The following is a 22,632-nucleotide window of genomic DNA, read 5'->3' on the forward strand; positions in this document are numbered from 1 at the left end:
TTTACTATGTCATGAGGCTCTTATGTTAAATCAATCCTCAAAATAGACAAAATACTACAAAATCTCTATTATCTATTGTTTTTTCGCATCGAGTTCGATACAATGGAATTGGCTATTTTTGGCTGAGATGGACCATTTTTCACATATTTACCTGACATATACAGACTTTTATATAGCTTTTACATTGCTTTTAAAATAGTATTCGCCGGAGGGTCTCATACTCACTTAGAACAGGAGTTGAGAAACATTGGGGATTCGTGACCGACTGAAGCTCTACTTTGGAAAAAATAAGCTCGAGGGATTCGGCTATTTCATAGAGAATGAATACAAAATTAATCCCTTATTAGAGTCTGTAAAAATCACCTTGATTTATGGGCTTTTTGGTATGCTCTGGATTTTGTTTTCTGATCAATTGACCAAAAGTCTTGCTGGCGGCAGTATGGAAGTCTATCAACAGATGCAGACCTATAAGGGTGTGGTCTATGTATTTTTAACCATGCTTTTACTGTTTTTCTTGGTTTCCAGTAGACTGAACCTTTTTAAAATAGCAATCAAAGAGTTAGCTGACAGTATTCAGAAACTACAGCAACATCGCAATGCTTTGGCCCTAAGTGAACAAAGATTGGAACTGGCAGTTGAAGGCTCGGACTGTGGTATTTGGGACTGGGATTTAGAGAGTGATGTCTATTATTTTTCTGCAAAATATACCGACACTCTCGGCTATAAGGAGGGTGAGGTTGATTTTAATTACGATGCTTGGCTTGCCTCGCTTCATCCTGATGATCGGGAAGAGACCCTGCAAACGATAGAGGACTATCTCCGATCGGAAAGTGACTTCTTGGAAATCGTTTATCGAATGAAGAGAAGCACTGGAGAGTATATCTGGATCCTTTGTAAGGCGAGGGCGATCCGTGATGATCAGCATAAGGTTATCCGTCTTGCCGGTACCCAAACAGATATAACGAAGAAGAAGCTCTTAGAAGATAGGCTTCATGCCTCGGCCTACTATGACAGTCTTACCGGATTGCCTAATCGGTTCTTTTTTGAAGAGAAAGTAAATGAGCTTATTAGCAGGAATCGGGCGCAGAAGTTCGCCTTACTCTACATGGATATCGATAATTTTAAAAATGTTAATGATTCAGTAGGCCATGCCTCTGGAGATCTACTGGTCAAGCATATTGCAGATAGAATCAAGCAGCATACAAGCCCCGCTGACTTTGTAGCCAGATTGGGGGGAGACGAGTTTGCGATTATCTATGAGGGGATAGATGAAAAAGAAGACATCACCCTTACAGTCCTAGATTTGCAAAACTCCTTAAGAAGGCCTTGGACAGTGGATAATCATGAATTCTATATATCCACAAGTATTGGGATCGCCCTTTACCCGGAACATGGGGAGGATCTGGCGACCTTATTTAAGAATGTCGATATTGCTTTGTATCTTGTGAAGAGGAACGGAAAAGATTATTATCGTTTTTACTCCTTAGAAGCGCAAAACAAGATGTTAGAGCAGCTTGCCTTAATTAATTACTTAAGGCATGCCATTGAATATGATGAATTTCATCTTTTGTATCAGCCGATCATCAATATGGCAGATGAGAGCATAATCGGTGCCGAAGCCCTGATTCGCTGGGCCCACCCAAGGCTCGGCTTTATTCCTCCCTATCAGTTTATCCCCTTAGCAGAGGAAACAGGACTAATCTACAATATCGAAAAGTGGGTTATAAAAACAGCTTTAAGGCAGAAAAAGCAGTGGCTGGAATCTCAGTATCCTGATGTAAAAATCTCGATTAATCTGTCGGCCAAGAGCCTTACCTCCGTCGAGATGAACGAGGAAGTCAAGGAGCTGTTACTAGAAACAGGACTCGAAGCTCAAAACGTTCAGTTTGAGGTCACAGAGACATCCTTGATGAAGGATCTGGAGACCTCTAGAAGGAATCTCAAAGAGATAAAGGCCATGGGCATTGAAATTGCTTTGGATGACTTTGGCACCGGCTACTCTTCCTTAACCTACCTGAAAAAATTGCCCATTGATGTGGTTAAGCTTGATATCGGCTTCATTAAAAATATTTCCACCACTAAGTACGACCACCTGATCGTCAAACATATGATTAATCTGATTCATGACTTGAATCTGAAGGTCGTGGCGGAGGGGATTGAAGAAGCAGAGCAATTGGTTATCCTCAAAGATATGGCCTGTGATTATGGGCAGGGTTATTTCTACAGCCGCCCGGTTCGCAAGGAAGAGTTTGAGAAATTGATGAAAAAGGGAACCATCCAGCCCAGTAGTTCAGATGAGAAAACTCCACCCTCTGCTCGGCAGATTGCCGCGTCATCCTAAGAGTTTAGCCTATTTATATGGGCCCTTTGAACGAGGCTTCGTTCAGAGGTGGATTGAACCCTTCTTAACGTTAGCCGAGACCATACTGGACTGGCCTATTCGCTGCCACCCGCCGTCTATAGAGGCGGAGATAAGCCCGGATTAGTGCGTGTTTGACAAGTAGCAGTTCAGTTTTATTAAAGCATCGGCATATGAACCGAACCCAGTTCATATGCCGACGCTTGTTTTTTTGCTGTAATTCTTATCATGCCGTAGATCTTATCACAGTAGTTATTAACATGCAGCAGATTTTATCACGCTCAGCTGAATCCTTCCCTTACAAGCATAGCTCAATCCTATACTCCTCAAACCAAAAATCCAGCTGAACCAGCCAAGCCATGAGTTGGGGTGCTCCCATAAGCTGCCCAAACCAGGTGTTATTCCCCGGGCTGGCAAGGCGATCAAGCACATCCTGCTGTAAGAGCTCTGCCAGCATCCCGCTCCCCGACTCGAAGCGCTTTTGGAAAAGATGATACACTAAAGCTTCATATTCAGGGTCGTGGGTTTTCGGGAAGGGGCTCTTTTTGCGATAAAGGATTTTGCCGGGGAGATAATCCTCCATAGCAGCGCGGAGCAGTGATTTTTCTACTCCATCTCTGTATTTAATGTCCCAAGGCACGTTATAGACATAGTCGACCAGCCGATGATCAGCAAAGGGGACCCGCACTTCCAGCCCGGAGGCCATGCTCATGCGGTCCTTTCTTTCTAGCAGTGAGGTCATGAAGTAATTGATGGAAAGCCAGCTGGCAATCCGCGAGGTGCGCATCGCCTCTGACTCTCCGGCAACTACTGGACAGGTCGCCACGCTTTGGCGATAGAGCTCTGAGGTATACCCAAATCCCTCCTGGGGGCGAACTACCTCAGGCCTAAATAAGCTGATGCGGGCATAGGGATCATGAATCCAAGGGAAGAATCCGGAGCTGAGCATCTCGGGTCGATAGAACCAAGGATACCCTCCGAAGACTTCATCAGCGCACTCGCCGGAGAGGGCAACCGTATGCTGTTTCTTGACCTCGCGGCAGTAGTAGAGCAGGGAAGAGTCGATATCCGCCATGCCGGGGTAATCCCGATAGCGCACGGCGTCCTCTAAGGCCTCGACCAAATCTTCCTTCTGCGCCGTAAGGATCTGATGGTGGGTAGCTAGGTAGCCGGCCAAATAGACGGCATATTCATCATCACTTTGCGGCTGAAATAGGGTTTGTTGAAAATGCTCTTTATTCCCGGCGTGTTCAAAGGAGTAGGTGGAGAGCTGCGCTCCTCTCTGCCGATAGCTTTGGGCGGCTACTGCCGTAATAACTGAGGAATCGAGTCCTCCCGAGAGAAAGGTGCAGAGGGGGACATCGGCGACCAGCTGACGTTGGATGGCATCTACCAAAAGCTCGCGTGTCGTGGCGACGATGGTAGATTCTTTCTCCTTGTTCTCGTAGGCCGTCAAGGTCCAGTATTTGGAGGATCGCAAACCCTGTGGCTCGCCTGCGGAGTCTGGTGAGAAAAACCCATGGGAGGCAGGCGGAAGCTCGAAGATGTTTTTAAAAAGAGCGGCGCCTTCTTCTTTAACGGGCATCATATAGAGGAGTTGCCATAAACCTTCGTAACCCAATTGAGACTTCACTTGGGGATGCTGTAGGATCGCCTTCAGCTCCGAAGCAAAGAGCAGGGCACCGTCCACGAAGGTATAGAAGAAGGGCTTGACCCCGAAGCGGTCCCGGGCAAGATAGGCTCGCCCTTGTCGGGAGTCATAAACCACGAAGGCATAAATGCCGTTGAGCTTGGCGGAGCATTGCTCACCCCAAATGATATAGCTGTACAGCACCACTTCTGTATCACAATGGGTTTCGAACTTGACACCATAACCGTGCAGCTCTCGGCGTAGATCCTCTGTGTTATAGAGCTCCCCGTTGTAGACGATGGTATATTCGAAACCTTCGTGGTTGGTCGTCATGGGCTGTCTGCCCTTTTCAATATCAATGACGGCTAAGCGATTATGTTGAAAAGCAAAATGCTCACCATAATAAAGGCCATTTTGATCCGGACCCCGATGGGACAGAGTTTTCCCCGCCTGGTTAAGATATTGAATATCTGGGGGTAATAGCTTCCGTGAAAAATTTATTAAACCGAGTATAGAGCACATCAGCAAAGCACCTCACAAATAAAAAATGACAAAGGAGCACCCGGCAGAGTACTCCTTTGTCTCTGTTCAATATATGCAAGAGCTCGAGTTGCGTGCTAGTCTTCCCGAATGAATACAGCATCCATGACGCTCTCATATTGACAGAGGACTTACGCAAAGTATAAGATAAATCGTAGGGTTTCGTTTTTAGGCAAAGGATAGTGTTAGATGCAAGGGATAATGTTATAAGATTAGGAATAGAACAAAGGCGTTCTAAGGACCCTAATAGGGAACTTGGTGCGCCCTTTTTGTACCCTTTGGCCCATTAGAAAGGAGTGTCGTTCATGCAGTTTAGCAAAGAAGAGTGCCTGAAATTTGTCCAAGAGAATGATGTCCGTTTTATTCGTCTGCAGTTTACGGATATTTTTGGTCGGATGAAAAACATTGCCATCACGGATAACCAGCTTCCGCAAGCCCTCGAGCAGGGAGTGATGTTTGATGGTTCGGCTGTACCGGGGTTTGCGGGAGTTGAGGCCTCCGATATGCTGCTGCTCCCCGACCCCAGTACCTTTGCTTTGATTCCTTGGCGTCCGCAACAAGGGAAAGTGGCAAGAATCATCTGCGATGTCAAGAACCATGATGGCTCCCAATTCGCAGGGGACCCCCGTTATATTCTTAAGCGAACCCTGCAAAAGGCCCAAGAAAAGGGTTATGTTTTCCAAGTGGGCCCCGAGTGCGAATTCTTTTTATTCCATACCGACGATGTGGGACAACCGACCACCACGACCCATGACAGCGCTGGCTATTGCGATTTAGCCCCCATTGACCAAGGGGAAAACACCCGACGAGAGATTTGTCTGGTCCTAGAAGAGATGGGTTTTGAGATTGAGACCTCTCATCATGAATCCGCCGCCGGACAGCATGAGATCGACTTTAAATATACGGATGCCCTAACGGCAGCCGATAATATCATGACCTTCAAATATGTAGTCAAAATCATTGCCCAACGCAATGGCCTCCATGCGACCTTTATGCCCAAGCCACTCCAAGGGGTTAATGGGTCGGGCATGCATATCAACATGTCCCTAGCCAAAGATGGGGTAAATGTCTTTAACCATCCTGAGACTCAAGGGGAGCTCTCGGCGACAGCAAAGCAATTCATCGCGGGATTATTAGAGCATATCAAAGGGATTACGGCCATCGCCAATCCTTTAGTCAACTCCTATAAACGCTTAGTTGCGGGCTATGAAGCACCGGTCCACATCGCTTGGTCGCCCATGAACCGCAGCCCCTTATTGCGTGTACCTTCCCCACGGGGTGAGGGAACCCGTCTTGAGCTGCGCAGCCCCGATCCCAGCTGTAATCCGTATTTGACCTTAGCTTTGCTCTTAGAGGCTGGTCTCGATGGCCTAAACCGCGACCTTCAGGTGACTGAACCGGTCAATATCAACATCTATAATCTAACTCCCGATGAGGAGAAATTCTTAAAACTGGATCGGTTACCCTCCAATCTCCAAATCGCCCTTGAAGAAATGAAGAAGGACCCCTTGATCCATGCCACCATCGGCGAGCATATCTTTACGAAATATACCATTGCTAAGGCCCAAGAGTGGCGGGACTATGATACGACGGTTCATCAGTGGGAGATTGATCATTATCTCAAAAACTATTGAGCATCGAAGCCCTGCTGCCTAAAGGGGTGATTAATCATGAGCGCAGGGAATGTTCTTATCGTCTGTGGAAAATCTGAAGTAGCCGGCAGTATGGAAAGCACGTTGATCAAAGAAGGATATTATCCGGTAAGCTGCGCTCATTCGGCCAACGAGGCACGGCGGCAGTTTATTAATACTCAGCCTGATTTAATTATCATCAGTACACCACTTCCTGACGAACCTGGGATCGATCTTGTCTTGGATGCCCACGAGAAAACAGGTGCGGGAATTATCGTTATCGCTCGACCGGACCAAATCCCCTATATGCAGCATGCCCTAGAATCCACGGGGGCCATGATCCTCCCAAAGCCCATCAATCGCCTTACCCTAACCCAAAGCGCCCGCTTTGCTTTATCCGTCAGGAATTCTCTGTTCCAGTTAAAGAACGAGCGCGATAGCCTAAAGAAACGTATGGAGGAGCGGAAGCTCATTGAAAAAGCGAAATGGCTGCTTGTGGAGAAGGGGAAGATGAGTGAACCCGAGGCCTTCCGCTTTATTCAAAAGCAAGCCATGGATCTCCGGCTCCCACAGCTTCAGGTAGCGGAAGATATTATCAAGAAATATGAGTAGCAGTGCTCGCAGAACTCATTAAGATTACTAACAAAGAAATTAAATCGGAGGCATAATGAAAGCTAACGACCAGGAACATCTTGTTGAGTTTAAGCATGTATGGCTAATGGCATAGCTTGAGGAAGGGGAGCGATACAGTGTTTTCGGATGTGGAACTCAAATTAAAAAAAGAAACAAAATATTGTTTTCTCGTGACAGCCAATCTTTACAAAGATTGATAAACCTAATTCAGTTGCAAAATCACAGAACCCTTGTGATGTGGGCGCTGGATTGCGCAAAACTGACCTTGGAGCGATTTGAAACGAAGTATGCCGATGAACGAAGACCCAGAACCTGTTTAGAGCTTTGCGAGGATTGGGCGAGGGGTAAAATCAAAATGCCAATTGCCAAGAGAGCCATATTAGATGCACATGCTGTAGCAAAAGAGATAAACGATGATGAGTACAGTGCCTTAGCTCATGCAATCGGCCATGCGGGAGCGACAGTTCATGTTGAAACCCATGCTTTAGGACTTGTTATTTATGAACTAACAGCTATTGTTTTAAAGTGCGACAAGAAAGAATACCAAAAGCCAGTAAGCGAGAAAATTGACTATTATTATCAGCGCCTTCTTTATTGGCAGAACAATACAGACAAACTTGGATATGAGTGGGCGGACTTTTTAGCTGATGATACCCGTCCCAATAAGGAAAGATTATTAAGCGAAAAGCGAAGTCTGAAACAGAATGAATTGTAATCATAAACGATAGTAAGCATAGCCGATAGTAAGCATAAGCGATGGTAAACATAAGAGATAGTAGGCATAACCGATGGTAAACATATAACAAAAGTAAGCATAACTGATGGTAAGCATATAAGAAAAGAAGAAGAGCCGGATTTGTTAAGTCTGGCTCTTCCTCTTTTCTGGCTTTTCCTCTTTGAGCTTTTAGCTAAAATTCTACCGCGATATTGTTTGAGATATTTCTTGTGATCTACTATAGGACTTATTTTTTGGCCTTCACTATTTGTTCCTTTTTTGGCCTTATGCACAATTCTATAAATAAGATCCTAAACAGAACGCTTGACCACTTGATTACCGACCCAGGCGGCGATAGATCCTTTAACTAGATCGCCGAAGATAAAGGGAAGGAATCCGGTGGAAACGACGAGAGCCACTGTGGTAGGCTTATCTAAAACAAAGTGCATGACGAGGTAGAAGTAACTGAGGCCAACGATATATAAGGCACCAATCCCGGCGATGACCGCCAGCATGGCGGAAAGGAAGCTTTTACGGTTGTAGAGCTTACCGACCACATAGGCAGCGACAATATCCCCTAAAAGATAGCCAAAGGATGGTTTCAAGATATAACCGATTCCCCCAAAGGGAGCGCTGGCGAAGACAGGTAAGCCAAGCAAACCTAAAAATACATAGACTGTGACAGCTAGACTACCATACTTTGGTCCGAGAATAAGGCCGGTCAGCATAATGAAAAGAGGGAGCAAACTAAAAGGAATCAAAGCAGCCGAAGCCCAACGGGCAAGCATTCCAGCTAAGCAAAGTAGAGCAGCCATGGCAGCAGTTTTAGCAAGGGAGCGGATATCCATAGGTGCAAGTCATCCTTTCTGTGTGAGCTATTTAGTCTTTTACTTTGAGTGATATGGAGTGGAAATGTGTAGAGTAGAGCGATGTACAGACATACTTTTGAAACGGATATGTATTGTAAACCTGATAGTGAATTTTAGTTTACAATATGATAAGATATTTGACAAGAGTGTTTTGGAGAGTAATTGACATGAGATTTGAAATAACTTTAGTCGGATGAATCTGAGAAAACCCTGGAATATAGGTTGTGAAGATGTTTGATATTACTGTTATGAAGATGACGCTCAGCATAAACGCTATGGAGAGTCTCAATATGAATGCTATGTTGATGCTTTGTAGTATTCTATAAGAATCACTCAGTAGTATATGCAGTGAATTGATCAGTTTGAGTTATAGATTGTGAAGTGAGTGAACGAACTATGAATAAGACCTTAAGAGGCGAAAATATTAGCTATGGCGTTCTAGAGAGAATCGACTTTTCCATGCAGCAAGGGGAGGTGGTGGCTCTTATGGGACCCAATGGTTCAGGGAAAACCACCTTGGCGCGCATCTTGGCCGGTTCCCTTGCGCCGGAGGAGGGGGAGCTTAGGCTACTCCAAGATGACGTCCTCAAACCCTGGACAGAGGTGAAGCGCTGGCAAGAAATCGGGATCATCGGTCAACATCCCCGCCGCCAGACGATCGGGGCAACTGTGGCTGAAGAATTAGGCTTTGGTCTCTTAAACTTAGGCTATGAAGTGAAAAAAGTGCAGGAAATGGTGAAGGTGATAGCCCGTGAAATGGGGTTGGGGGATCAGCTTAATCAATCACCCTCCACACTTTCCGGGGGAGAGAGACAAAGACTCGTTCTGGCCTCCATCCTAGCCATAAAACCTTCCTTTCTTATCCTCGATGAGGCGTTGAGCATGCTGGATGAAAGGGCTCAAGAAGCATGCCTTGCTCAGCTAAAAGAAAAAGGCAAGGGAATGGCTCAACTCTGGATCACCCATGATCCTGAGCTAGCTGCCAAAGCAGATCGCATTTGGGTGATGAAGGAAGGGAAACTCATAGATGTTGGCTTGCCACACTCTGCTCTTCAGGATCGAGAGTTTTGCGATAACCTTTCCATTCGCTCTCTCCGTAGATCAATTTTATTAGGGAGTAGAACTTCTGCGGGTAGTAATTCAGGGAGTCATAGTTTAGAGAGCATTAATTCAGAGAGTCATAACTCACAGAGCAGTCATCCCAAGAATAGTAAATCAGGGTGTAGTGACTCAGAGAGCGGTGATCTTGAGGGTGCTAATTCAGAAAATCGTAATTCAAGGAGTCACAATTTTGAGAGTAGATATCCAGAAAGTAGTAACCCAAATGACAGTTTACGGGATAAATATTTTAGCATCCAAACTTTGAGTCGGGCGGAGAATGCTGATCCTAAGCCAGCAAAAAGCGTAGGTAGTAACCCTCTGGAGTGGCAAGTGGCAAATTACCCCTCACGACTATTCCTTACCGAGACCATCAAAGATAAGTGCTTCTTGGCCATCCTTGGTCCCTCGGGGTCAGGAAAATCCACTCTGCTGGAAAGTGCAATCGCCTTGATCAAGCCCACGGAAGGCAAGTTTTGCGCCTTTGGAAAGGATGCTACTTTTGAGAATAGGGAATTAAGGCAGAGAGTACGGCTTATTCTCCAAGAGTCCGGGGAATATTTTTTGGGGAACACGGTAGAAGATGAAGTCTTCTACCTTCAAAGTAGAAAAGAGAGGGAGGCCAAGGCTGATCTTAACCTAGCCTACCTTGAGGTTTTTGGAGTTCCTCGCGAGCTAGCCACCGCCTACCCTGAACGTCTAAGCGGAGGAGAGCGCCAACGGATAGCCTTGGCAGCCGCTTTGGAATCTCTGCCCGAGGTACTTTTGCTAGATGAGCCCCTGCTGGGCTTAGATGCACAAGGATGGACGATGTTTCGCGGACTGCTCAGGGAATTAAAAGGCAGACTAACCATTGTTTACGTCACCCATGATTTGTTAGAGATTCGCGATCTGGCTGACGAAGTGTGGTTAATTGAAGAGGGAAAAGTCTCTTTCAAGTGTCCAGCGAAGGGTATCGATGAACAGGTAGGACGATTTAAGGAGGCTGGGGTTCGTTGCTAGGAAAAGAGCTATATTTACCCGGTGAAAGTCCCTTGCATAAAGCAGACCCCCGGTTGAAGATCGGTGGTCTGGTAGGACTGGGTTTATTGATGACCACAGTTGAATGGGGAGGCCTGCTCATCTTAACCATTGCTTTTATCTTTCTGTTAGCAATAAGTCATATTCCCCCCAAAGACTTTCAAGCAGTTCTAAAGGCCACCCTCCTGTTAGGTACCTTCTATATCCTGATGATGGGCTGGAACTGGGGAGGGGACTGGCGTTTTTGGGAAGGCCACTGGTCCATAGAAGGAGTACGGCTAGGCTTAATCATTGGTTGGCGCATTCTTCTCGTCTTCCTGCTCACTCGGATCTTCACAGCCGTCACTCTTCCCTCAGAACAAGGGGTAGGCATTGCTTTCTTTGTCGCGCCCTTCTCCCGATTCACGGATAAGGCTGCGGATTTCGCACTGCTGATCACTTTGACCCTGCGCTTCATCCCCTTGCTCCTAGAGGAAGCCGGCTTGCTCTATAAAGCCCGTTTAGCAAAAGGAAGCTTGCCTTCAAGTTGGTCCGGGAAGGTCAAGGATCTCGCTTTTCTCCTCCTACCACTGCTCCGCATCACTTTGCGTCGGGCCGAAGAACTGGCAGAAAATCTCGTGGCCAGGGGCTATGTCTCCGGAGGGTATCGAGTCCTAGGCACAAAGGATTGGGAGCGAAGTGATACCTGGGGAGCGGTTTTCCTCGTGCTTTTTGGAATCATTGCTATTGTGATCGATGGTTGGTTGGTTCCGATTTGATTTATAGAAGGTCAAAATAAAAAGGAGTCTTGAGTAACTCCTTATTATGATGGCATACAGATTCAGAAAAACCATTTATAATATTCATTAATAAAAGCGTAGTGAAATCATAAGTCCCCAAACCTAATAAAATATTCATCCAGGAGGTAACCATGAAAATCATCGGTCTAATCGGAGGAATGAGCTGGGAATCCTCAGCTGAATACTATCGCATCATCAATGAAGAAGTTAAGCAAAGGCTTGGCGGTCTGCATTCGGCCAAATGTGTTCTCTACAGCGTTGACTTCGAGGAGATAGAAGTCTGCCAAAGCGATGGCGAATGGGATAAAGCCGCTCAGATCTTAACAGAGGCTGCCCGTAGTCTTGAGGCAGCTGGTGCGGACTTTATCCTCATCTGCACCAATACTATGCACAAAGTCACCAATGAGATACAGGCCGGTATCCATATTCCTATAATGCATATTGCAGATATTACCGCTCAACAAGTTCTTGCTAAAGAAATTAAGACCGTGGGGCTTTTGGGAACAAAATATACTATGGAACAGGATTTCTATAAATCGCGCTTAGTGGCTAAGGGTATCAAAGTGTTGATTCCTAAGGATGCTGATAGGGAAATAGTAAATACTGTAATCTATAACGAGCTATGCCTAGGTCAGATTGTCGATGAATCACGTGCCAAATATAAAAGCATCATCGAGGACTTAATCGAACAGGGTGCAGAAGGAATCGTTCTAGGGTGTACAGAAATCGGCCTCTTGGTTAAACCTGAGGACTCGACTGTGCCCTTATTTGATACCACCTTACTTCATGCAATTGGAGCAGTGGGCTTCGCCCTCGAATGATCTTTGTATGGCAGCTGCTCTTCAGCGAACCCATCGTCAGCCATCAACGCGTTGATTCTTAGTTATTTGCCCTTTAGATAGGTGCTGGGCTCTTGGAACAGGATGAGCTCCGGTGGAGCAAAAGTAAAAATGACGAAAAGAGTGGCACTGGCAAGGAGAATGCCAAGCCCAAGCCAATTTAATACGGGCTTGGGTCTTGATTTAGTAAGAATTTTGTAACTTACTAGCTGACAGAGTATACATCCTACGACAAAGGAAGAGATGTCAAGAAACATAATAGGCTTATTTGTAAATGCAGTATATGAATAAAAGACAATGACAATCAGCCCTTGTAAAGTCAGACTGCCTAAACCCTTTGCAAGGAAAAAGTTCTGAGTTTTGCTTTTAATGAACCTATACTCGAGGAGCGAAAAAAGCACTAATGCCCAAAAGCCCATCTTCAGATGCTCCCAGATGCTTTCATTGATGGGGCTAAAAATACTGACCCATTGGGATTGATTGGACCAGTCATAGATAAAATGTAACAAGGTACCAACACCGACGAGGAAAAATACTCCGACAATTTCCCATTTCCTGATCTTCTTCTGTTGCATATAATCGGCCACCTTTTAGTTATAGTGTTTCTTAGTGAAGATATTATATATTACCCTCTAATACCTACAAAAAATCCAAGGGTTACCGGTGAGGTAGTCCTTGGATTTTATAATTTACGAGCAAAACTTGTATTTGTTAAATCAGCAAGCCAAACAGTTCAGGATTATCATTGATCTCCGTATATTGGAAGCCCTTTTTATCCATGTTTTCTACGAGGGATTGATAATCTTCTTTACGGGTAAGCTCAATGCCGATGAGGGTAGGGCCTTTTTCCTTATTGTTGGATTTGATATATTCAAAGCGAGCGATATCATCATGGGGTCCCAGGACATCCACGACGAATTCCTTTAAGGCGCCGGGTCTTTGGGGGAAATTCACGATGAAGTAATGCTTTAACCCTTGATCCAGTAAGGAGCGCTCTTTGATTTCCGGAGTTCTTTCGATATCATTATTGCCGCCGCTGATGATGCAGACCACGTTTTTGCCTTTGATTTTGTCCTGATAAGTATCGAGGGCAGCGATGGAAAGAGCACCAGCCGGTTCAACTACGATGGCACTATCATTATACATTTCCAGGATGGTGGTACATACCTTGCCTTCAGTTACGACGATAACATCATCAAGGACCTCTTGGCAGATGTCAAAGGTAAAATCTCCGACTCGTTTGACAGCGGTGCCATCGACGAAGCTATCGATCGTATCGAGGGTGATCACTTCACTTCGTTGCAGGGCTTCCTTCATGGAGGCGGCACCGGTCGCTTCCACACCGATGATCTGAGTATTGGGGCTTAAGCTTTTCATAGCAATCCCCACACCGGACATAAGACCGCCCCCGCCGACCCCACCTAGGACGAAATCCGCCGGGACTTCCAGATCATTGAGGATCTCCATGGCGATGGTTCCTTGACCGGCGATGACTAATGGATCATCGAAGGGATGGACAAAGGTTTTATTGGCTTCTTCGCAATGAGCTTTGGCTTGGTTAAAAGCATCATCGAAGGTATCACCAGTTTGAATCACTTCCACAAACTCTCCGCCAAAGCGTTTAATGGAGGAGATTTTTTGTTTCGGAGTAGTGGAAGGCACGTAGATACTGCCTTTAATACCCAAAGCTTTACAAGAGTAGGCGACTCCTTGGGCATGGTTACCCGCGCTGGCACAGACGACTCCATTGCTTAGTCGCTCTTGGGGAATGCTTTGGACCATATTATAAGCTCCACGGAGCTTGAACGAACGAACCACTTGTAGATCTTCACGCTTCAAAAAAATATTGCATTGGTATTTCTCCGAAAGAAGGTCATGACGATGTAAGGGTGTTTTGTTAATAACTCCTTTAAGGGTTTGACCCGCTTTAATGATATCCTCTAAAACCACTTTTGCCATCAGATTTCTATTACCCCTTCCCATCTTTACCACGGATGATATTAAACCTTCTCCGCTGAACATCGAATCTATCTATTCTATAATAGGTTATCTATTTATGATACTCTTGCTTTTTTGGGAAGTCAACCGCACAAAGTTGACAAAGGCTGAGAAAACTTCAAACCCGGTGCGAAGTATGCTACAATTTATATAGACGAACTAAATGAATTAACTCGATTAACTCAATTAACTCAATATAATTCTGTTCAAATACTAAGGAGGTCTTTGTATGCCTTTGCTTTATCGAATCATGTGGGGCTTGGCGATTTTCTTTGTAGCCATCACTACCGTGGTTTTCTCCGTCTGGATCGTCATTATTGGAGCGGTACTCTATACCCTTTATCGCCTCTACGCTTACTTTTTCCTCAAGAAAAAAGGAACGAGCTTTCAGAAGTCCGGGCAGAATGGGCGCGTTTTTTATAAAGTCTATACCAATACCAATTTCAAAGGCTTCGACCCAACCGTTGGTCAGCCGTCCCCGCGAGGCTTTGCCGACGGGGAAGTTATCGATATGAATGTGGAAGAAATAAGCGATTCACAGAGTTCTCTACCCAAGGAGTAGTATTCTTCAGCAAACTTTCAGTTAGTCCTCAGAATCATTTCAACAGGGTAGTAGATAATGAGGGTGTGAGCTCCAATCCGTGTAAAGAGGTGATACCTATCCAGAAGCTCAAAGGAATAAAAATCCTGATTATTGATGATGAACCCAATATTTTAGAGTTCCTGGCCATGGGATTGCTGAACGAAGGGTTTGAGGTACAGACGGCTCCCGATGGGATGGCTGGGATTACTTTAGCTAAGCAATTCCATCCCCATATAATTATCTTGGATATTATGATGCCGGGTATGGACGGCTTTGAAGTGTGTCGGATGCTAAAAAAGCTAGAACAGGTCTCCATTATTATGCTGACTGCTAAAGATGAAGTCGAGGATCGAGTGAAAGGCTTAAGGACAGGTGCCGATGATTATATGGCCAAGCCCTTTAGCTTCGAGGAGTTGCTGGCGCGTATCTATGCCCGGGTCCGCAATCAGTTTCCCCATCTGTTGGAAGAAGTTGCGGTAGGTCCTTTGCGCATGGACGATCGGCGCAAGGAAATCCTTTTTCATGAAAAGGCCTTGGAACTTTCCCCCACGGAGTATGAGCTGCTGAAGTTCTTGATCCTTAACCAAGGGCTGGTGTTAAGCAAGTCCATGATTCTGGATAAGGTTTGGGGCTATGATTTTGTCGGGGATGATAATATTGTCGAGGTGTATATTCGCTCCTTGCGTGAAAAGCTGGGCGATAAAGAGCATCGTTTGATCCGCACTTTGCGGGGAGCCGGCTATCGGATGGATTTGCTATGAGCAGATGGCAGGCAAGCAAAGACCGATTTTCTCTAAAAAATAGCGTTGATCCCCATTCTTTAAAATTCCAACTTCTTGCTCGCTCGCTTTTCTTCTTAGCCATCATTCTCGTATTGATTGGTATATTTCAGTATGTCTTCCTCAAGGGGTTCATTTTATCCAGCACAGCATCCAGCATCCGCTCCCAGATGGCGTCAGTGCCCAGAGAGACTTGGACCCAGATGTTAATCTATGCCGAAATCAATGCCAATTTCAATCTTGAAAATGGGCCGGGGGAATTAGCGCCGGGTCGAACTCCGGAGAATCCGCCTAGGGGTGTTCCTATGAATCTGATGGATTCAGCCATTGCCTACGTGGATCTGAACGGAAATGTTACTCCCCTTAACAGCGGGGGAAACTCATCCCTATCGCCCCAACTCAGTGCTGATCAATACCAAGAAGGTCTGATGGAAACGAGCTTTCGTGACTATATGGTGGTTAAGACCTCCGGGGGTGAAGAGCTGATGGTGGTGCTTCAGCCTCTGAATTTTCGCGGTCGCCTGATCGGGCAGATTCAGGTGAGCATGAGCACTCAGTTCGTCAATAATGTGTTATTTCGCCAGGTATTCATCTTCATGGTGCTTTCTCTATTAGCCCTCGCAGGAGGGTTAGTGGCTTACCAAGCAGTTATTAAGAGGACGCTGGTTCCCTTGTCTAATGTTGTGGATACCATGGAAAGCATTGATTCTGGGAATCTCGATGAGCGCCTGCCTGTGGCCCAAGGGCAAACCGAGATCGACAGCTTAGCGCATTCCTTTAACGGAATGTTGGAGCGGTTAGAATCCTCCTTTGCTGCAGAAAAGGAAGCCAAGGAACAGATGCGGCGATTTGTAGCCGATGCTTCTCATGAGCTGCGGACACCCTTGACCTCCATCCATGGTTTTCTAGAGGTTCTGCAACGCGGAGCCAAGAACCAACCGGATATGCTGGACAAGTCCCTGAAGAGCATGTATGCCGAATCAGGACGAATGAAAAAGCTAATTCAGGATTTGCTCCTACTGGCAAAGCTCGATCGTTCTCCTGACGTGGAAAAAGAAGGGAAGGATCTAAAATCCCTGATTTTAGAGATGGAGCCCCAACTGCGGATGCTGGCTGAGGACCGTGAGGTTAGGCTGGATTTGGCCTCGGTGGGGCCGGTCCCTATCGATGTGGATAAAATTAAGCAGGTCATTCTTAATCTTTTCCAGAACGCAGTTCAGCACACGGATCAGAACCATGGAAGCATTCGCCTTTCCTTGCAGTCTATGGAATCGGGTGTGGAATTAGCGGTAGGGGATAACGGGCCGGGAATTTCCGAAGAGCATTTGGCCCATCTCTTTGAACGTTTTTACCGCAGTGATTCCTCGCGGGCCCGCAAATACGGCGGTTCAGGCTTGGGCTTAGCCATAACCCAGTCCCTAGTAGAGCTCCATGGGGGAACCATCTGGGTCGAAAGCAAAGTAGGCGAGGGTAGCCGCTTTGTTGTTAGGCTACCCAAGGCTTGATGAGGAAGACAAGAGGGACAAAAATAATGGAAGCACAAATATAATGGCATCATAAGTCGCGCAAGGTTCGCAAGCTTTGCATAAGTCTCGCAAGACTCGCAAGCTTTGCAAGACTCAAAAGTATACAAGCATGATAAGAATAACAAAGTGTCGTGACTCAGGTCACGGCACTTTGTTGCGCCCTAAGGTAACCTTAAATTAGGATATAAAGCATCGCTTCCCGGTGCATTAGGGAGGAATAGAAATGAGTCATGATTTACTGAAAAAACAACATACGAATATTCGCCAGCTTGTTCAGGAGATTGACCAAGAGCTTAACTCTGGGAATCTGGAGCAAAAGGCCTTTGATCTGTCCTTAAAGATAAGCAAGCTATCCGGTGTTCTGGTCCTACATTTAAAATCTGAGGATGATTACCTCTATCCCAACCTAAAAGGATCAGAAAATGAGGAAATGCGCAAGACTGCACAACAGCTCTATTCGGAAATGGGTACCTTAGCGGGAGAATTCATGAAGTATAAGACTACATATATGTCTGCAGTAAAAATTAAGGAGAATATCCCTCAATTTATAGAGGCTTCTAAAAAGATTATTTCAGCTTTGACAAAACGTTTAGACACTGAAGATCGCAGAATATATCAGCTCATCTAAAAGTAACAAATAAAATAAATATAAAATAATATATGAAATATGCAAAGATGAGCCCATGGGCCTAAAAAGTCCATGAGATAATAAACGGCCACGATTCGGTTTAGAAGGTGTGCTCCCAAAGGTAGGCAGATTAACAATAAATCTGTTACCGAAAGGGGAGCCTACCTAGACTATCGAATCGTGGCTATAATTTTTTATGAAATCAAATCAAAGAAGCTCATTTGATCGCTTTCCGGTATCCCTTGGAAGCAATCGAATTTCTTCAAGACATCGATGGTGGAATTGCCGATCTTACCGCGTTTTTTTACATCCTCGATGGAGTTGAAGGGTTTTTCTTGAGCGGCGTTATAGAGTCCTTCGGCAGCTACCGTTCCCATGCCAGAGATACTGTTTAGGGGCGGTCTTAGGGCATTTCCCTCCACTTGGAATTTCGTGGCGTGGGATTGATAAAGGTCTATGGGTAGGAAGGAGAAGCCGCGCTCATACATTTCTAGGACGATTTCCAAGTCATCGAAGAGATCCTTGTCCTTCGGTGCCGCCTGATTGCCAAGGGCCTCGATTTCCTTCATCTTCGCCTTCACTTTTTCTTTACCATAGATCATAAATTCAGCGTCAAAGGCTTTGGCGCGGATGGAGAAGTAAGCGGCGTAATAGGCCAAGGGGATGTGGACCTTAAACCAAGCGATCCGGAAGGCCATCATCACGTAGGCTGCCGCGTGGGCTTTGGGGAACATGTATTTGATTTTGCGGCAGGAATCGATATACCACTCCGGAACATTATGCTCGCGCATTAGGGCTTCATACTCCGGCCATTTGGCATCCTTTAAAGCTTTACCCTTCCGCACCAGCTCCATGATTTTAAAGGCGGTATTGGGGGGCAGGCCCTTACGAATCAGGTAAGTCATGATCTCATCACGTGTACAGACAGCCTCACTCAAGGTCACGGTACCGGCATCGATTAAGTCTTTGGCATTACCCAGCCAGACATCTGTTCCGTGGGAAAGTCCCGAGATACAGATCAAGTCCTCAAAGGCCTTGGGCATAGTGTCTAAAAGCATGCCTCGCACGAATCGGGTGCCAAATTCGGGGACCCCGAAAGTTCCCACCTTAGAATTGATTTGTTCGGGGCTGACCCCTAAAGCTCTGGTGGAGGAGAAAAGGGACATGGTCTCCGGATCGTCCATGGGAATCGTTTTCGGGTCTACCCCGGTAATATCTTGCAGCATGCGAATAACCGTAGGATCATCGTGTCCCAGGATATCCAGTTTCAACAGATTCTGGTCAATGGAGTGGTAGTCAAAATGGGTCGTGATGATGTCCGAGTTGGGGTCATCGGCAGGATGCTGAACAGGGCAGAATTCGAAGATCTCCCGGCCCTTCGGCACGACGATGATGCCCCCCGGATGCTGCCCCGAGGTTCTTTTGATACCTGTACAGCCTTTGGCGATGCGGACAATTTCTGCCTTGTTGGCGGTGCCGCCTTTTTCTTCGAAGTATTTCTTCACGTAGCCAAAGGCTGTTTTGTCGGCGATGGTGCCGATGGTTCCCGCCTTGAAGGTGGTGCCCTTACCGAAGATGACCTCAGTATATTTATGAGCCTTGGCTTGGTATTCTCCTGAAAAGTTTAAGTCAATATCAGGCTCCTTATCGCCGTTAAAGCCTAAGAAAGTTTCAAAGGGGATATCGATGCCATCCTTGTCGAGCTTAGTGCCGCATTCAGGGCAGTCTCGATCGGGCAAGTCAAAGCCGATTCGCCGGTCATGGTCGGAGAAGTCCGAGTAGTGGCAGCTAGGGCAGCGGTAATGAGGGGGTAAAGCGTTGACTTCGGTGATCCCGGTCAGATAGGCGACTACAGAAGAACCCACCGATCCCCGGGAACCGACCAGATAGCCGTCCTCGTTGGATTTCCAAACCAGCTTTTGGGCGATGATATACATGACTGAGAAGCCGTTTTTGATAATAGAATCCAGCTCGCGCTCCAGCCTTTTCTCGACGATCTCTGGCAAGGGATCACCATAGAGCTCATGGGCCTTGCTGTAGGTAATTTCCCTAAGAGTATTCTCGCAGCCCTCGATATGTGGGGTGGCTTTCTCTTGAGAGATAGGACTGATGGGCTCACACCAATTAGAGATGAGATTGGTGTTGGTGACCACCACCTCATAGGCTTTGTCCTCGCCCAAATAGTAGAACTCCTCGAGCATTTCATCGGTGGTTTTGAGATAGAGAGGGGGCTGGTCATCTGCGTCCTTATAGCCTTGACCCGCTTCTAAGATCCGCCGATAAATCTCATCCTGAGGATCGATGAAGTGAACATCCCCTGTGGCGACCACGGGTTTATGGAGCTTTTCACCGAGAGCGACGATTTTACGATTGATTTCCATCAGGTATTCTTTATTAGGTACTTGTTCGCTGCGCACTAGGTAGTCATTATTGTTTAGGGGTTGGATCTCCAGATAATCGTATTCTTCCGCGATGGCTTCGATCTCTTCAGTGGATTTGCCGAGAAGGATCGCTTGGAATAGTTCGCCCTCGCTACAGGCGCTGCCTAGGATGAGGCCTTCTGAGTATTTTTTGAGAAGGCTCTTTAAGATTCGCGGCTTTTTGTAGAAATAATCCAAGTGGGAGTAGGAGACCAGCTTATATAAATTCTTTAAGCCCGTATAGTTCTTGGCTAGAATAATGGCATGATAGGTTTTGAGCTTCTTATATTCTTCCTTCTTCGCTGTTTCATCCGCTGCCATCAGGTCGATATCCTCGAGAGTGACCGCACCTCGTTCCTTGAGCTTATCCAGCATGATATTGAAGACTTTCACCGTGGTATCCACGTCATCTAAAGCGCGATGGGCGACCTCCACATTAATACCGAGATTTTTGGCGATCCGGCCTAATTTGTAGGTTTTATATTCGGGGAAAAGCTCCTTAGCCAGGGCTAAGGTATCCAGGTAGGTGTAGTTAAAATCATAGCCTAAGACCTTGGCATTATGCTTTAAGAAGCCCATATCAAAATCAGCGTTATGAGCGACCAAAACGCAGTCCTCCAGAAAATCGAGAAGCTTGGGCATGACCTGGTCGATGGTCTCTGCGTCCTTGACCATATCGTCTGTGATGTGGGTTACCTCGACAACCCGGGCTGGAATCGGCTTTTGAGGATTGACAAAGCAGGTGAATTGATCGATGACCTTACCCGCTTGTACCTTCATGGCCCCTATCTCCGTAATTTTCTCCGTTACGGCAGAGAAACCGGTGGTTTCCAAGTCCAACACACAATAAGTCGTATCGATGGACTGGCCTAGGGGGTGTGCTACGGCGGGTTTTTTATCCGGAGCCAAATAGGCCTCCACCCCATAGATTACCTTGAAATCAGGATTATCCCGACCGATGAGCTTATGGGCCTCGGGGAAGGACTGCACCACCCCGTGATCGGTGATGGCCATGGATTTCATGCCCCAGCTCATGGCTCGCTTGATGAGGTCGGTGGCACTGGTCATGGCGTCCATCTGACTCATCTGGGTATGTAAGTGTAGCTCCACGCGCTTTTCCTTGGCTCGGTCCTGACGAACAACCTTGCGGAGGCCTTCAATCTCGACGATGGTATTGGCAATTAGCTCGATTTCCCCGGAGAACTTACTCAAGCCGGCATTGCCGGAGAGTTTGACCCCTTTGGTCTTTTGCAGGCGAGCTAAAACCTCCCCATCTTCGCCGGGCTTGAGGAAGGCTTTGCAGGTCAGGGAGCTCGAACCATCATATAAGTCAAAGGAAATCAAGGTTTTGCCGCTTCTTAATTCCTTAGCCTCAATATTCGATAGCTCACCTTGGAGAGCGACTTTTCCCTCATCGGGGGTAATATCGATGATTTTAATAACTTTATCCTTAATGGTTGCATTGCGGCCCAAAATCAGCTGGGGATCGCCTTTTTTGCTGTCCGCTTCGGCTTTGCCTTTGGCCTTGGTTTTTTCTTTTCCCTTGGCACTTGCTTCTGGATTTTTTTCGGTATCATCCTTAGGTGCTACAGCCCCAAAGGCGGTGCCGGATTGAACCGGGGAGACCATCACTTGCTCTTGGATCAGCTGCATTTCTCTTTCTTGAATGGCCTCTTGGAGTCGAATGACTTCTTCAGGGCTGACCTGATCAACAAAGTGAATCTGATAGGTTGCTCCATAAAGGTTTTGGATGGCTTCTTGGATGATCTTGTCGTAACCCTTACCTTTAAGTAAGTAGGATACCGCGATCTTAAAGTTAAAATTAACCCTCTGTTCGCTGATTTCATAGTCACAGTTATTGATGGCGGATTTGAGAAGAGGGTGTTTGCGAGTCAACATCCCCAATATATTTTTTAGCTCCGCCTCAAGGGGTTTTTTTGAAGTGCCCTCGACATACTCAACGATGATCTCCGAATCCTCTAAGGAGAGTCGTTGACGGATGAATTGATTCAAGGCTGTAATTTCTTCGATGCCAATATATTGATCAGAGCTGATTCTCATCTCTAACGCTTTGCTCTTTTCTTTTAAAACCACGGCTTTTACAAGGGCAGTGCTTAAGTTAAAGCCAGCCTCGTATTCGCTAAAAATTTCATTTACTCTTTTCATCGTTGTTACCCAATTCTCCCCATACTCTGTCGTTTTCTATGCGCAATGTTATCTATCTTTGTTAGATATCCAATCTTCATTTTAACATGAGAGCCTCTCGGACAGAAGGAGATATTTTTTACTTGACAATGCTTAAGTTGCTGTTATAGAATACATTAAACACAATATCATAATACTATAGTAAATACACTGATGAGGATTAGTAGAATGTTTCGGAGCGTTTAGAGAGCTGTTGGTTGGTGGAAAACAGCGGCCGAGATGGATTCGAACTCGCCTCGGAGTAGCTCGCTGAAATGAAGAAGAGTAGGTGGAGTCGGAGCCTAACCGTTACAGTAGGAGGATATAAGGTCGCAAAGGGCGTGAAGATAACTGACGAGCTTTTTCGATCCGTATCTATGGAGCGCAGGCCGTAAGGCTTG

16 protein-coding genes and 1 other annotated feature (1 of these 17 only partly in view) are annotated in these 22,632 nt (G+C 46.1%); of the genes, 11 read left to right on the top strand and 5 right to left on the bottom strand.

Annotation, left to right across the window (positions count from 1 at the left end):
- Positions 1–247: 247 nt before the first annotated feature.
- Positions 248–2,341 (top strand): putative bifunctional diguanylate cyclase/phosphodiesterase, encoded by a 2,094-nt coding sequence (locus tag AAC978_RS10430; protein ID WP_341547975.1) that lies wholly within the window; start codon positions 248–250, stop codon positions 2,339–2,341.
- A 316-nt stretch (positions 2,342–2,657) separates the two neighbouring features.
- Here AAC978_RS10430 and asnB read toward each other — a convergent pair whose 3' ends face one another.
- Positions 2,658–4,511: an asparagine synthase (glutamine-hydrolyzing) gene (gene asnB, locus AAC978_RS10435; protein WP_341547976.1), complete on the bottom strand. Its 1,854-nt coding sequence runs from the start codon at positions 4,509–4,511 to the stop codon at positions 2,658–2,660.
- A gap of 323 nt (positions 4,512–4,834) precedes the next feature.
- On the opposite strand from asnB, the gene glnA reads away from it, so the two are divergent.
- The 3 genes from glnA to AAC978_RS10450 all read left to right on the top strand — a co-directional run bounded on the left by glnA (position 4,835) and on the right by AAC978_RS10450 (position 7,508).
- Positions 4,835–6,163 carry a type I glutamate--ammonia ligase gene (glnA, locus tag AAC978_RS10440; protein ID WP_341547977.1) on the top strand — a complete coding sequence of 443 codons (1,329 nt, stop codon included), beginning with the start codon at positions 4,835–4,837 and terminating at the stop codon, positions 6,161–6,163.
- 36 nt (positions 6,164–6,199) lie between these two features.
- Positions 6,200–6,772: an ANTAR domain-containing response regulator gene (locus tag AAC978_RS10445; RefSeq protein ID WP_341547978.1), complete on the top strand. Its 573-nt coding sequence runs from the start codon at positions 6,200–6,202 to the stop codon at positions 6,770–6,772.
- A 232-nt stretch (positions 6,773–7,004) separates the two neighbouring features.
- Positions 7,005–7,508: a putative immunity protein gene (locus AAC978_RS10450; RefSeq protein ID WP_341547979.1), complete on the top strand. Its 504-nt coding sequence runs from the start codon at positions 7,005–7,007 to the stop codon at positions 7,506–7,508.
- Between the two features lie 311 nt (positions 7,509–7,819).
- Here AAC978_RS10450 and AAC978_RS10455 read toward each other — a convergent pair whose 3' ends face one another.
- Positions 7,820–8,356 carry a biotin transporter BioY gene (locus AAC978_RS10455; RefSeq protein WP_341547980.1) on the bottom strand — a complete coding sequence of 179 codons (537 nt, stop codon included), beginning with the start codon at positions 8,354–8,356 and terminating at the stop codon, positions 7,820–7,822.
- Between the two features lie 417 nt (positions 8,357–8,773).
- Here AAC978_RS10455 and AAC978_RS10460 point away from each other — a divergent pair, with 417 nt between their 5' ends.
- The 3 genes from AAC978_RS10460 (at position 8,774) to AAC978_RS10470 (ending at position 12,095) form a co-directional block, all read left to right on the top strand.
- Positions 8,774–10,477, top strand: coding sequence for an ATP-binding cassette domain-containing protein (locus AAC978_RS10460; protein ID WP_341547981.1), 1,704 nt, complete (start codon positions 8,774–8,776; stop codon positions 10,475–10,477).
- Positions 10,471–11,253: an energy-coupling factor transporter transmembrane component T family protein gene (locus AAC978_RS10465; protein WP_341547982.1), complete on the top strand. Its 783-nt coding sequence runs from the start codon at positions 10,471–10,473 to the stop codon at positions 11,251–11,253. Before AAC978_RS10460 ends, AAC978_RS10465 begins: the two co-directional genes overlap by 7 nt.
- 152 nt (positions 11,254–11,405) lie before the next feature.
- Positions 11,406–12,095 (top strand): aspartate/glutamate racemase family protein, encoded by a 690-nt coding sequence (locus AAC978_RS10470; protein ID WP_341547983.1) that lies wholly within the window; start codon positions 11,406–11,408, stop codon positions 12,093–12,095.
- A 62-nt stretch (positions 12,096–12,157) separates the two neighbouring features.
- On the opposite strand, the gene AAC978_RS10475 is transcribed toward AAC978_RS10470, so the two are convergent.
- Together AAC978_RS10475 and ilvA are read right to left on the bottom strand one after the other, a co-directional pair.
- On the bottom strand, positions 12,158–12,688 hold the full coding sequence (locus tag AAC978_RS10475; protein WP_341547984.1) for a DUF6512 family protein: 531 nt from the start codon (positions 12,686–12,688) through the stop codon (positions 12,158–12,160).
- A 136-nt stretch (positions 12,689–12,824) separates the two neighbouring features.
- A complete protein-coding gene (ilvA, locus tag AAC978_RS10480) occupies positions 12,825–14,072 on the bottom strand; it encodes a threonine ammonia-lyase IlvA (protein WP_341547985.1) in 1,248 nt (415 codons plus the stop codon).
- Positions 14,073–14,340: 268 nt separating this feature from the next.
- Here ilvA and AAC978_RS10485 point away from each other — a divergent pair, with 268 nt between their 5' ends.
- The 4 genes from AAC978_RS10485 (at position 14,341) to AAC978_RS10500 (ending at position 17,627) form a co-directional block, all read left to right on the top strand.
- Positions 14,341–14,673, top strand: coding sequence for a hypothetical protein (locus AAC978_RS10485; RefSeq protein ID WP_341547986.1), 333 nt, complete (start codon positions 14,341–14,343; stop codon positions 14,671–14,673).
- 98 nt (positions 14,674–14,771) lie between these two features.
- A complete protein-coding gene (locus AAC978_RS10490) occupies positions 14,772–15,455 on the top strand; it encodes a response regulator transcription factor (protein WP_341548025.1) in 684 nt (227 codons plus the stop codon).
- Positions 15,452–16,978, top strand: coding sequence for a sensor histidine kinase (locus AAC978_RS10495; protein ID WP_341547987.1), 1,527 nt, complete (start codon positions 15,452–15,454; stop codon positions 16,976–16,978). Before AAC978_RS10490 ends, AAC978_RS10495 begins: the two co-directional genes overlap by 4 nt.
- Before the next feature lie 244 nt (positions 16,979–17,222).
- Entirely contained in the window at positions 17,223–17,627 is a 405-nt protein-coding gene (locus AAC978_RS10500; protein WP_341547988.1) for a hemerythrin domain-containing protein, read from the top strand.
- A gap of 194 nt (positions 17,628–17,821) precedes the next feature.
- Here the strand turns inward: AAC978_RS10500 and polC are convergent, their stop codons facing one another.
- Positions 17,822–22,213, bottom strand: a complete 4,392-nt coding sequence (gene polC, locus AAC978_RS10505; RefSeq protein ID WP_341547989.1) for a DNA polymerase III subunit alpha — start codon at positions 22,211–22,213, stop codon at positions 17,822–17,824.
- 180 nt (positions 22,214–22,393) lie between these two features.
- Positions 22,394–22,632, top strand: a binding site (T-box leader); it runs 45 nt beyond the window's last position.

It is taken from the genome of Desulfitobacterium sp. THU1 (assembly GCF_038181555.1).
Taxonomy (GTDB): domain Bacteria; phylum Bacillota; class Desulfitobacteriia; order Desulfitobacteriales; family Desulfitobacteriaceae; genus Desulfitobacterium.